Here is a 13239-nt window from a genome sequence, read left to right on the forward strand (position 1 = left end):
TTATCATCTGCATCCAGATTGCTTCGATCTGGTAAAAATGCAGGCGGCATGGCAACGGATAAAAACAAAGAGCAATCCTCACTATCGTATGATAGGGAAAAACTGTGCAGATATTGTCGGTAGAATACTGACTGAAGGAGCTTCAGCCCCCTGCCGACGTTATGTAGAAAAAAATTCAAGGCCTGGATTATTTACGACACCAAGAGATATTGCCGCTATGCTCAATCAACTGGCAAGAGAGGGAAACGTGGAGAAAGTTGTATCGCCATCACGCCCAAAGAGAAGTCGTAGCTTTATATATGTATGCCTGAAAATGCGCTAACACTGATATGTGTGTGACTCATGGACATCGTTTCAATTTTCTCTATTCAAGTTCAGGCTTGTAATTCTGTTCTCTTCATTGGGCTGATAGTTTGCGTGAGTTACATCAGGAATATGACATTTGATCAGATAGCTAAATTCAATAAATCCCTTCCCTGAAACAATATATAAAAGACGAGTATTTAATATACAAGCTTCTTACTGTCGGTGACAGTTCACTGACTTTCAGATTCTCACAATCAATAACGGACAGGCTTTTGCGCACTGTACGCTTTTAACAAAAATGACTCTCTCCACTTTCATCATGTAATAATACATGATTTATTACAATTACCACACCAATAAAAAACCGATATTATTAATTACGTTTACCACAACGCAGTTTAATATCGGTTTTTATTAACTAGAAAACAAATAATCAATGCTGGTCAATTGTTTTGAATTAGATGTTTATCCTTTTTTCGATTGTTCATAGGCGGCTAAATGATCTTTTAATGCCTGAGCAAGTGGGGGTAAAGACTGGGATGAACCAGATGCCCGACCACTTGTCGGTGGCGGTGGTGCCGGGCGGGCTGGTTTAAGGGGTGACGTATCAGAAGCTTTCGATTTTTCATAGGCAGCTAAATGCTCTTTTAATGCCTGCGCTAATGGTGGTAAAGGCTTGGCTGGCCCGGATGTCTGCCCACTTGTCGGTGGCGGTGGCGCCTGGCGGGCTGGTTTAAGGGTTGAAGTGCCAGAAGCTTTCGATTGCTCATAGGCAGCTAAATGATCTTTTAATGCCTGAGCAATTGGTGGTAAATGTTGGGATGGAGCAGATGCCCGACCACTTATCGGTGGCTGTGGTGCTGGACGAGTGGGGGTCATTGGGGTTGCAGGGCGACTCACATTAAAAGTCGTTCTTGCACTAATATTCGACGAACCGGGAGAAAAAGGGGAATGAACTCTCACCGGATTCAGACGCACAGTCTGAGGGGCTACAGAAAATCCAGATAACCCCGCAGAACTCACTCGACTTGCGACCCCAGTAAGATGCCGCCCTAGTGTAGAAACAGCGTTACTAATTCCATTAAGCATAATTTATGCCTTTTTATATCTAATTGACAGGGTAATTATTAACTTATATTAAAACTATAACTCATTAAATGAAATATACATGAAAACATGGAGAGTTTTATACATCTGTATTTATCATTTTGATATGATGAATGTCTGGCGAAATCTTACAATATATCAAAACGAATAATACAGTTTATTTTTAACTCAATGAAAATTAAAATCCTCGTCCCCAGTTTCTGCTATTCTCATGGACCAAACTGTACAACAACTGACTTGTTTCATCATCCATACAGTTCTCCAGGGCCTTTACAGCATCATTTTTTCTATTTAACCCATATAAAATAATAAACTCTAAATGTGCAATATCTTTTTTATCAGGTATAATTTGCGGCAATACATTCAGGATAGATTTTGCATGTTTGGGCAGCTTATGATTTGCCGCTGCTACAGCCGCCCACACCAATATCTTATTGGCAGAAACATCACTAACCATAAAAATTAAAAACTACGGTTGGAAATAGTTGAAACCAGATCTTTTATCGTTTTTAACATTCCACTTTCCACGTTAACATAAGCAGAATATTGTTGGACCGCAAACTGCAGCTCTAACATTTTTTCAGGGTCATTAACCAGATCGGTACTATTAAGTAACCCGGGAACAGAATCACTCAGCGTTTTACCAACTTCACCCATTTGTTGAGTAATTTCAGATAAATTCATTAAAATTTCCTCAAGGGATAATAAAAGAAAACTTTTTAATTATTTACACTCATTACAAACCAAATTTCGTCTTCTGTTTCCTGCTGCACGGCTCCTTTTCTGATAAAGTAATTAAACAACTCTTCGCGCTTTTGACGTTCTGAATCTGAACCAATCTTAGATTTCATCGCACTGATTTTCTTGATGCCTGAAAAGTTGTGGTACAACTCTTCAAGCAAGCGAGTCAGTGATAAAACAGGGCCGTTAAGCCCTGTTTGGCTACGTGCTTCAAAAGAGCACAAAATCAGTTCTTGTTCATCAAGTCTGTACGCTAATGAGAAAAAAGGTGTCTCAATCCGCCATCCGATAAAAAAGGCACTACCATAAAGAAACTCTTTTTGTATTACGTACCCTTTTTGTTCAAGGTAGTGATTAAGCACTTCACCATTAAACGTATCGACCATGATCAATTACCCGGCTATGCGCCCAGATTGCGCCATACGATTCTGAACATCAACGAGATCGCGAGCAGCGGCAGTCATCTCACGCAGACGGCTGGTGATATCATCCTGCGTTCTGCGAACATCTTGTTTATACAGCTCCAGATTCCCCTGCTGGAATTGTTCCAGCGACTTAGCTCGTTGTTCATTAATCTCATGGGTGGATTTGACGGATTCAGATACTGTTGTTGGCAATGTCTTTATGCCTTCCGCAAGACTGGTCACAGCTATAAATGCTGTATTATTAGTAAGCTTCTCTACAGCCTCCAACAACTTAGCCATTCTGCTCGTCTTCTCGGCGGCCTCTGCTGCATCTTCAGCCAATTCAGCGGCTCTCGCAACATCATCAGCAACATCAGATGCACGGCTGGCCGCTTTCGTTGTTGTAGCCATAGTTTTCTGCATCGCATCGGCTGCATCATCGACAACGTCAGCAACACTTTCCGTTGCCTTAACCAGTGTTTTACTTGCAGCATCAGCAGCCTTTGAAGATGCGGAGCTTGCTTTTTCAGCAGCTTCGCCTGCCCCTTTCGCCGCGTTATTCATTGCTGCAAAAGAGCCTAAAATCCCCAATACTGATGAAATAACCCCACCAACCAAAGCAGCGGTTGCAGCAGCCTTTTTTTCCTCAATGGCTTTATTCTGGCTCTCAAAAACGGCCTTCTGAATCTGATAACTCTGCGACAATTGTTGTTGTTGGTAATCCTGCAATAGAGTTACCATCTTGCCCAAAAGCTTTTGAATTTCCAGCGTCAGCTTAGAAATATCAACCCTACCATCAGTAAGCAGAGATGAATCAATTGATAAATTAGATGCGGCAACTACACCGGGAACGCCGCTCGTATTCGTCGTTATTGGATTATTATTATCAATAGTATTCATAATTAAATTCTCTTTAATAATTAAATTCGACCACTAACAATACGGCTATTTACTCGTGCGGAATCGGACATCAGCAGAGAAGCACTTTGTAAATAGTTTGCCTGGTTTTGCAACTCTGCAGCCGCTCTATCCAGCTCAAGCTTCGCACTCTCGCCTAAGTTTTCACTCTGTCGAGTTAAGTTTTGCACTGCGTAAGCAGCTAATTGAGATAACATTTGGTACTGTGCAGCATCATGATTCAACGCCGTTGTCCCGGCAGAACGAACACCGTTCGTCACTCCATCGGCCACCGACGCAATTCTTGCAAAAACGTTTTTAACCAACGCTTCGGCCGCCTTCTCGACGATTTTCACAACGTTTGAACCAATTTTGTTAGCGACATCGCCAAATTTAGACATCAGTGAAGACACCCCGCCAAGGCCGGCTGTCAGAATACTTGCAGCCATAGACAGTCCACCAAAGACTTTTGCTGCGGTCTTTAACCCTTCAGGGGCATTCTCACCCATTACATCAACTGCTGTTTGCAGTGCCATTGCTGCTGCACTAACGGCAACAACAGCCCAGAGAGCTGGGTTAAAAACAGCGGCAACCGCTGTTAATGCAACGCCCAGCCAACCAAAGACTTGACCAACAATTTTACTTTTTTGTGATTTCTCTTCGGCTTTCTGTTGTTCTTCAAGCTGTTTTTTATACTCCAGCGTTTTATTCTCCAGCGCTTTAGTTTGCCCATCCATATAAATCTCGTTGGAGTTTTTCATACTCGAGACTTTCTGCGCGGAGGTATCCAGGGATAACTGAGTAACCATCATCATCATTTGCTGAGGGTCAACGTTATTCACCTGAGAAAGATAAGGGTAACCATTACCTGTATTCTGTGTACTACGCTGTGTCTCTATCCCCCCGGTGCGGCTCTCAACCTCAGCACTGATACCTCCAAACAATTTATTAAGGACATCCTCAGCAGCAGAGGGCGTCACTAATGAGTGGCCTGCCGGCGGCACCGGTAAAGGGCTACTTTCTGTCCAGCCTGTTGACGAGTTTGTGGATTTAACCAGTTGTAAATCCAGCGCTGAATTCACTCCAGATTGATTAACATCTGAAGTAGCCGAAGCAGCATTAGCCCCAGACGTTAAAGGCTGAATATCGTTATTTACATTAAGCATAGTTATCTCCGGTTATTTACCAAGGGATATTCCCGAAATAGTTCTGAATTGCAGTGACTGCATATCGGAACGAGAACTTGTTAAGAGATTTAATGTATTTGACATTTGCTGAATTTCGAGCTGGCTATTATTTACTACCGTTGTCAAGTTATTTGCTTTCGCAGAAATAGCCGCCTTCACTGATTGCAACTCACCAGCACCTAAATCAGCATCAATGTTTTTCACATCACTGACTGTAATGTCATTACGAGGATCTTTTATATAGTCAATCACTTCTTGAGGAAGTTTGACTTTCTTATCCTTGTCTGAGCTACTCTGAACATCAGCAATTTTAGCATCAACAAGATTGGCCATTTTTTGTGCCGTGGTTGATGCCTTAGATGCCTCATTCATATCAGCAAATTTTGCAATCGATAGATTGCTTTGTGCCTGATACATATAGGCAAACATAAGAAGCGCAGCCTGAAAAACACCGAGTTCTTCAAATAACTGAACTACCTCATCCTTCGACATACTCCCTAAGTCATAGACTGTCGATGTCGAAGAACTCGCGCTCGCACTAGCAACGGATGTTGCATTTGGTGTATCCATCTATATACCTCTTGATAATATTTCTTAGCAAGACAAAAAATTATTGAAAAATAAATATCAGATAATTTCCTCCTTGTAATCGATGACTTTACCAATCATTAGTAATGTATTATCTCTCTGTTCACTATCAATAAAGCAAGCATCTGGTAACGATGCGAAAAAGTCTTTCAATAAATGAAAATAATAAACATGTTTATCTTCGACAATCGATACCCGAGAAGGACTCTCCAGCAGCCAGTCTTCTGTTAGCCAGACATGTTCAATAATCGATAACACTTCATTTAAAATGACATCTTTATCATTCTTAATAGAGATTGCAATAATATCTGCATAGTTATCAAGTGACAGAAAAATGATTACCCTGCATAAATCACTAATAATTGAAGATGTTTTTACCTTGTCTTCAAAAGAAGACATATAAGAGAGATCGAACGACAGTGCCCTAATAATAACTTTTAAGTGCTTCTCACGCTCGGGAAGATCCTTAATCTCCATAAACCAGTCAAGTAAAGAGGCGCCATTTTCAGAATCCTCGTCCTTAGCCTTTTCATAAAGCTTCTTGATCTTCTGGATACCTTCCTGGTTTAACTCACCCACCCCTAACCAGGAAAGCAGAGCCAGCTCCCAATCATCTTCGCCCAAGAGATCCAATAATAATTTGGCGTATTTCTTTTTTAATTCAATCTTAACAAATTTAGATTGCAATAAAGAAGATATTAGCGCGACGATTTCCCCCTTTGGCATACTGCCAAACATCGCCAAAGTAGGATCGTGTTGTTCCAGCAGCCCACTATTTTTTAATGACAGCTCTTTTAATTTATCGCTATCGGTAAGAGCAAGCAGCTCTTGCATATCATTGAGCAACTTCTCGGTTGTCGTACCTTCCTCTTCTTTCCTTGCGCTACCTTTGCGATATCCCAAGCTTAACCCTTCAATCGTTTCAGAAAGCGATGAACTAGTAATCATTGCTAATTCATTTTGCAAATTTATTAATGGAGAAGAAGTATTAGAAGAACTTTTTTGCGTTAATTGCTGGGATTCCAATTCAAAATCTAATGAATTAGAATTAAAAACAGATGCGGAGTTTTGATTAAATTCAATACCATTAGCCATTGGAAACTCACGTAATCATTAATTATGAATATTCCATTAAATAGTACTGTACAACAGCTTCCTTTCTACTCTATTCTTGGTTGGTGTAAGTTCACCATATTTTTTATCATTGTTCAACCACCAGGATGAATAAAATTTAAAAATGTTATCCTCATATAAAATAAAACTCCTCAATGGTGCGATGCGTAATCGGGAATTACAACTTCCGATGGGAAACCTAACGCTAGGTACGGAAGATAACGATATTGTTTATGTTCCCCTTGAACAAGGCCTTAATCAGTTTTTACTTGATGTTCGTGATGAAGGTGTTTTCCTTTTATCTTCGGTTGAATTTTGGATTGATGGGCAACCTACGCCCTATGAAGCAGATAAACCATTACCTGTCGGAAAGGTCATCGATATAGCGGGATGTTGCTTCATCATTGGTGACATTGACCAGACCTTGCCCTTGTCTGATGTACCAGAAAGGTTTTCTGCTAAAAATCAACGCAAAAAGCGTCTTATTCTGGCGAGCGTGATTGGCGCTGCTATTGCACTGTCTGGTGCCATCGGCAGTTACGTTTTGCTTTCTCCAAAAGCTGAGCAGCCAACGTTTACCAGAGCGGATGTATATCAACAGCTAAAAGAAAACAAGCTCCATGCAATCACTCTGGTATGGCATGGGAAAAACGTCGCACTTTATGGGCGTTGCGAATCAACTACCGATTTAACGCCCATTTTTAATTACCTGAAAGAAAAAAATATCTTTTATTACAATAATATCATTTGCAATAACCAGGTTATCTCCGCGATTAATGACATTTTAACGGAATACGGTTATAAAGATATCATTATTACAAAAGGCAATAAGCCTGGATTTTTCCTGTTATCGGGATACATTCCTCCTTCGCCAAAATGGAGTGAGGTTGAAAACTTATTGCTAAATACGCCAGGCATTGCCGGATGGGAAATACACAATAACAGTAACAATAAGATCAGAGAATTGGTATCTGAGTTCAAAAAGAATAAATTAATAAACTATGTTAATATTTTCAAAAAGAATGACGCCATTATTGTTGCCGGAGAGGTTTCTCAACAGAACGAGAGCAAGATTCTTGCCATCATAAACGAAATGAGCAAAAAGAGTAACGTCAAGATACTCTTTCAGAATATCCAGCCGTACATTTCAGCAGATATTTTCCCAGGGAAAATACTTAGAATCAGCGGCACGATGAAGAATCCAACGATTGCTCTTGATAACGGTACAAGCCTGGGAATTGGTAGCATACTGAAAGGAGGTTATGTCATAGACGCGATTGATCCTAAAGATGGTATCAACATCTCCCGCCCAGACGAATATATACATATTCCGTTGTCTTATTAACCCCTCCCTCCTCGGGAGGAATTATTTATTAACAAGATGTGTTAAATACTATCATAATCATAGTTCTTAACGAGCTCGATTTATTATAAACTGGAGATCCACTTAGGAAGCTAAATATCATACATTCGAAAATAATAAATATAAAAAATCAACACCAAAGCATCACTTATAAAAATACAAGAGAAAATCCATATAAAAAACCACCCCCTAGAGGGGTGGTTTGTGGAAGGATATAAGGATGCCCGAGAAAAATAACCATATATTAGTCGGGCATTTATCAAATATTATCTCACACAGACTGCATAGGCATAATTACCTGCTATATCAACTTTATCTATCAGTGGATTTTTCCTTACCAAATCGTAAGTACTTGCAACCCCTTGCACTTTATTCTCACTAGTTTGTAATGTCCAGGCAGTTATAGATTCCTGGGAATAATGTTGATATTTATTTGCAGCCCCCCAATCATCATATAAATCCTTCAGCTCTTTAATTGAAGAAGGTAACGAACCTTTAATATTTTTGCAAATGTTATTGGCTGTATTATAATCAACCCTACCACTTGAGTTAACGCTCACTATGCTATTAGGCATAGCAATTGTATAGATGGCCGTTTGTTTATCCCCAGATACAACGGTAATTGTTGTTTCCCCCTTATCTTTTAATGTGACTTGACCAGAAGAGGGATCCACCGAAGCAATTGCCGGATTTGCTGAGTACCATGTATATTTCCCGTTACCTCCGTTAGCTTTCAGATTAACTTGGCCATATTGCAACCATACATTAGGTAGTTTCCCCTTAGCTCCGGTTCCAACAATTTCAACATTACCGTTATCAATTGTAAGCTGTGTAAAAAATTCAACTTCAGGAGCTTTAACATCAACTGCGGCATTGCTAACGCTGGCACTAACGAGTGATTTTCCTTGATTCGTCGATGTTAACGTTACTTTAGCATAGCCATTCGTATTCGTTTTTTCAGTGGACTTACTTAACGTCCCTAAGGTCGTCGTAAAGGTCACTTCTTCACCGGATAACGGCTTACCATCTTTCATTACTTTAACAGTGTATGTGACAGCATCCTTACCATTTGCTACTGCAGTTGTCTTATCAGCTTTAATTTCAGTAATGCTAGCCTTAGTTTGATCAACAAATATAACCGCATTGGCATTAAGTGCTGAAGTCATCTCCGCAGTTTTAGCTGACACGACTACCTGGCCCGGCTTATTTGATTTCAGCGTTACGGTCGCCTTACCGCTGCTATTAGTAGTGGCACTCCTGGCACTTAAAGTTGCATCACCTGAAACAATATCGAATGAAACAGGAACATTAGCCTGAATAACCCCATTTTTTTTAACAATCGCGGTATAAGTAATAGCCTCGATGCCATCCGCTTTAGCCGATGTTTTATCAGCCGTAAAGTCCGTTACCCCAACCTGGTCGACAACCTGACCATTCGACAGAACGGTAATAGTGAGCTGTACATTGTTAGAGCTATTGCCATTACGGTCATAGGCGCGAGCGGTCACTTTATAAATATTGCTACCACCTTGCACATAAGCAGGCAAAATAGCCTGGTAATCTTGTGCGCTTTGGCTTCCGCTATGCTGAATCTGACCGCCCTGACTGCGTAATGCACTGTCATCCCAGACGATACGATCCAGGCCGTACTTACTCTTAACGCTCAATTGAATCTTCTGCGTACTGTGTTCAGTACCATTAATATCATGTGGAATACTCAAAGAAAGAATATCCTGCTTTTTGTATTCCAGAATAATATTGTTATTACGTTGTACCAGATCGTAACGGCTGCCTGATAACGTTCTTAACTCGTTAACATACTGCGGCTCAATTTGCTGAGACCACGGTTTGTCAAATTGATAACGGAACTGCATTGAGTAAAGGAGATCATTTTCATTACCTGTCCCATGACGGTAATCAACCCCCATCGTCACCAGAGGAACCGGAGTGTAGTTTACACCAACGGTCGCCGCGCCAGGATTCGACTGCAGTTTATCGGCATTAAACAAAGCGACATTATCACCATAATACTGTTCGTACATCAGTTTGGCGCCTAATGCCGGATATGATGGTAAATACCCATTAAAGCGGATATCGAAACCATTTACCGGGCGCTCGTCATAGTCTTTCTTGTTGTATGACTCATGCCAACCGCTCATGCGGAAATAGCCGTTCACACTACTTTTGAAATAGTCTCGCCAGTATTCCCCACCAATACCTAAGCGGGTATTATCACCAGAAAAATCCTGATCAATGAAGACGTTATAGCCCAGCATATTTTCAGGAAGGAAGAAGCGCTGACCAGCACCTAAATTTGCCGTAAAGCGGGAGTCAATGTAACGCGCTCCGACCTGACCAAATGCCAGCATCTCTTCGGTATCATAGAACGGTAATAAGAAGTCCAGCGAACTGCCATCAAAGTTATTACCGCTCTGCAGATTAACCTCTGCCGTTCCATAATGTTGTAACCAGGCCTGCAACTGTGACGAGGCCTGGTTGCCGGCCATACCAAGGGCAGCATCTTTTGCGTAATCGCCGTTCAGTGAGCGAGACTGAAGTTGGCTACCGAGACTCGCAGCCTGTTGTGCCGCATAATTTAGTGCCTTGTCATCGGTCATGTTGCTTTTGGTCATGTCCGGGGACATTTTAGCCATTTTATTCGTATGACCGGCAACACCACCTGCTGCAACGACAGGCGCCGAACCTAAGTGTGGTAAGGCGCTATATTCAACAGGAAGTTTTTTGAGTGGCAAAATGATCTGCTGACCAGGTGCAGCCTTCATCATTTCGCTTTCGGAACTGTATAAATGTTTATTCAGCGACCAAATCGTCGATAAATTAATATTTTGCGATTTAGAAAGATCGGCAACAGTTTCACCTGTTTTCAACGTATAAAAAAGGCGATTCTGAGCGGCATTTTGAGTTAATAGTTTAGAATCTGAACTCAGTTTAAAATAGTTTTCACCATTTGCAAATGAGTTCTGGTTAACATAAAAAAACAATCCTAAACCAGCGCTAAGCATAACAAATGTTTTTTTTAGCTTATGCTTGTGCCGGGTCCGGGTATAACAACCATGAGTAATCATGTTATGGGCTCCACCACAATGAGTTAGAATAAGTAATAAATTATATTAATAGATAATATTTTATCTTCCGGCGTAATAATGTTTATTATCGCTTGAATTAATTTCCTCTATTCTCATATGTTCATTTTCTAATGTTATGCCCTGATTATGTAATACCAAATACAGGTTTTCCATTGACTTAACGACGACTTCTATTTCATTCTCAAGTTTTTCTGGTGTCGCGTCATCGAGAGGGAAACGTAACGCTAACAACAGCGATTGTGCTCCTGACTCATAGCACAGATATGGTCCACCATTCTCAGCAAACCATAAATTTGCATTCAAAATCTCGAGAGCAAAGTTGGTATTCTCTATTGGGAATTTCCCACAGACGCCATAGATCATCATATATTCGTCATTAGCATCAGATAACGAAATATAATAAATTTCATCAATGGCAAAAGAACATAATCTATTTTCATTAAATGAAATAGACCCAATACCAATTTTTTCTGCAAATCTTTCTAATAAAAGTTCAGATCTTGATGACATTATAATTTCTCTTAATTGAATTTATATTTACAGAAACTCAAGAGTTGCCCATCCAGCAACGTTATTCCCTGAAACATTGACGTTAGTAAGACTTTCCCCCCCTCCCCCCTGGCTCTCAACCAGATACTTGTGGGTATTTTTAAACGAAACGATTGGATCCCGGCACTGGTGGGTTATTCGAATTATTCGCGGCGCTGCTATCACCACTACCCGTTAATCCTCCCAGCCCATGTTGTAATCCGCCACCCTGTGACAGAAGTGCATAAACACTCTGGATGCCTGCGCCAGGATTTCCCATTAACCGTACTCTGCCATCAGGAGCATCTCCTGCACTACGTTGAATGCTGGCATATATAGGTTCATCAGCAGCGACCTGATCATAAATATGTTCCTCTGGAAGTTCTTGCCTACTTGTCCTTCCAACATCAGCGTACGGATTATCAACGGTGTCTATGCTGGATGTGTCAGACGGGCTCGCCGATGCAGTGCTGCCGGTCTCCGAATTACGTCTGCTCGCCGTGGGCTCTTCTGCCCCACTGCTCTCGGTATTACCTGACGCAGGTGTATTATCCGCAGGTTTATTCCCGGCTGTCGTATGTGTCGCTGTTGTTGTAGTGGTAGTAGTAGTAGTAGTAGTAGAGGTCTGTTCTACCGGCTGGTTTCTTCTATGAAGAAGAGTGGTAACACCAAGACCAATTCCTCCACCAAGAATCAACGCGCCACTAAGACCGTAGCCAGCCCCAGATGAAGTATTCAGCTCCTCCTGGCGTTTCTCGTGCTGTTCATTATATCGTGCTTGCGCCTGAGCATTACTTTCAATGGCCTCCTGTCTGGCCTGCTCCCCGGCAGCTTTAGCCTGCTCTTCTATTTGTGCAACAACATCATCTTTTAATATCCCTGACGGATGTGCATTTCCGTACTCATCGATAGCAACTTTCTGATTATCTGGGTTCTGGAATGCTTCTTGCGTTAACTGATCTCTTGTCGCGGTTTCAGTTGCACTTGCAGCAGCATCAGGGTCGGTAGTGGTTGGGTCATCCGGTTCCGGCGTCAACGCAATAGCCTGTGCAACCCCCGTCGCAGCCATCCCTATCAGACCTGCGGCAATACTCCCCAGCGACAGCCAAAGTTTAGGATCTGAACGGAGTGTAGAAGTTGAGCTTGCGCTTGAACTTGAGCTTGAAGTTGAGGAAGTCTGAGTTTCAGCAGAGTTTACCCCGCCACTGTTTGACGTCCTTGAGTCTTTTGGCTCTAATTTATCTATTATCCTCCGACGAGCTTCCGTTATATCTGAAGCTGCTGTGACCATAGAATGCCCAGCACCACCACGAGCGCCAGTAAATACAAATCGACCATTACCCTCAGGATCAATAGCCTGCAAGCTGGCAAACTCTTGTTCACTGAGAATAACGCTAGTCTCAACACCATCTTTTTGCCCGATAGCAACATGACTACCATCGTCCTGAGTTTCAACACGAAATGACGAGGAACCAATAGCCTTATTCAGAGTATCAAGCGCCCCTCTATCATGAAGAACTTCAAATCCATCATTCAATGTTATTTCAGATGCAGCAATACGTAGCGGATTTACAGGAAGTCCCGGAACATCGCTGGAACGAGCATCAACCCCATCAGCAACAGACTGCCTTATAGGTGTAAATAGCAAACGAGAACCCAGCGCACCACTTGAGCTAATGGGCTGCCCCTGAGAACCTCTTGCACCGTCGGTTTGCGAAGGCAACGGCGGTGCAGGAGGAATTGAAGCACTCACATTGGGATTATGACCAAGATTACCAATAGGCATAAATATCTCCTTTTTATTTTATGTAAATAGATAACAATCCTTTATCTTGCTATTACATAATAATGTAATGGTATACAGCACGTAGTCGATAAACGGCTGGATATAACATCAA

At 41.6% G+C, this 13239-nt stretch carries 12 protein-coding genes and 1 pseudogene; 2 read left to right on the plus strand and 11 right to left on the minus strand.

Going from position 1 to position 13239, the window contains the following annotated elements; translation table 11 throughout:
* Positions 1-322, plus strand: a 322-nt coding sequence (locus tag EA14781_RS23060) for a hypothetical protein (RefSeq protein ID WP_256204633.1), incomplete at its 5' end; no start/stop codon positions are given.
* A 458-nt stretch (positions 323-780) separates the two neighbouring features.
* On the opposite strand, the pseudogene espF reads toward EA14781_RS23060, so the two are convergent.
* The 8 genes and pseudogenes from espF to sepL all read right to left on the minus strand — a co-directional run.
* Positions 781-1395, minus strand: a pseudogene (espF, locus tag EA14781_RS09025) (type III secretion system LEE effector EspF); the annotation flags it as partial.
* Positions 1396-1591: 196 nt separating this feature from the next.
* On the minus strand, positions 1592-1870 hold the full coding sequence (locus EA14781_RS09030; RefSeq protein WP_000253173.1) for an EscG/YscG/SsaH family type III secretion system needle protein co-chaperone: 279 nt from the start codon (positions 1868-1870) through the stop codon (positions 1592-1594).
* A 5-nt stretch (positions 1871-1875) separates the two neighbouring features.
* Positions 1876-2097 (minus strand): type III secretion system LEE needle filament protein EscF, encoded by a 222-nt coding sequence (escF, locus tag EA14781_RS09035; protein ID WP_001053841.1) that lies wholly within the window; start codon positions 2095-2097, stop codon positions 1876-1878.
* Positions 2098-2132: 35 nt separating this feature from the next.
* Positions 2133-2540 carry a type III secretion system effector protein SseE gene (gene sseE, locus EA14781_RS09040; RefSeq protein ID WP_000228588.1) on the minus strand — a complete coding sequence of 136 codons (408 nt, stop codon included), beginning with the start codon at positions 2538-2540 and terminating at the stop codon, positions 2133-2135.
* Between the two features lie 6 nt (positions 2541-2546).
* Positions 2547-3458, minus strand: coding sequence for an attachment protein EaeB (locus tag EA14781_RS09045; protein ID WP_001091998.1), 912 nt, complete (start codon positions 3456-3458; stop codon positions 2547-2549).
* 20 nt (positions 3459-3478) lie between these two features.
* Positions 3479-4621 carry a type III secretion system translocon subunit SseC family protein gene (sctE, locus tag EA14781_RS09050; protein ID WP_000935754.1) on the minus strand — a complete coding sequence of 381 codons (1143 nt, stop codon included), beginning with the start codon at positions 4619-4621 and terminating at the stop codon, positions 3479-3481.
* 12 nt (positions 4622-4633) lie between these two features.
* Positions 4634-5212: a protein EspA gene (locus EA14781_RS09055; RefSeq protein ID WP_000380758.1), complete on the minus strand. Its 579-nt coding sequence runs from the start codon at positions 5210-5212 to the stop codon at positions 4634-4636.
* 57 nt (positions 5213-5269) lie between these two features.
* Entirely contained in the window at positions 5270-6325 is a 1056-nt protein-coding gene (sepL, locus tag EA14781_RS09060; RefSeq protein WP_001273451.1) for a type III secretion system LEE gatekeeper SepL, read from the minus strand.
* Between the two features lie 142 nt (positions 6326-6467).
* On the opposite strand from sepL, the gene escD reads away from it, so the two are divergent.
* The gene (escD, locus tag EA14781_RS09065) at positions 6468-7688 is read left to right on the plus strand and encodes a type III secretion system LEE inner membrane ring protein EscD (RefSeq protein WP_000953257.1); all 1221 of its coding nucleotides are present in this window, start codon (positions 6468-6470) and stop codon (positions 7686-7688) included.
* 284 nt (positions 7689-7972) lie between these two features.
* On the opposite strand, the gene eae is transcribed toward escD, so the two are convergent.
* From eae to tir, 3 genes are all read right to left on the minus strand, one after another.
* Entirely contained in the window at positions 7973-10792 is a 2820-nt protein-coding gene (gene eae, locus EA14781_RS09070; RefSeq protein ID WP_000627880.1) for an intimin, read from the minus strand.
* Between the two features lie 60 nt (positions 10793-10852).
* A complete protein-coding gene (gene cesT / locus EA14781_RS09075) occupies positions 10853-11323 on the minus strand; it encodes a type III secretion system LEE chaperone CesT (protein WP_000098795.1) in 471 nt (156 codons plus the stop codon).
* 139 nt (positions 11324-11462) lie between these two features.
* Positions 11463-13127, minus strand: a complete 1665-nt coding sequence (gene tir / locus EA14781_RS09080; protein WP_001121333.1) for a type III secretion system LEE translocated intimin receptor Tir — start codon at positions 13125-13127, stop codon at positions 11463-11465.
* Between the last annotated feature and the right edge of the window lie 112 nt (positions 13128-13239).

The sequence above is a fragment of the Escherichia albertii NBRC 107761 = DSM 17582 genome (assembly GCF_000759775.1).
Lineage (GTDB): Bacteria > Pseudomonadota > Gammaproteobacteria > Enterobacterales > Enterobacteriaceae > Escherichia > Escherichia albertii.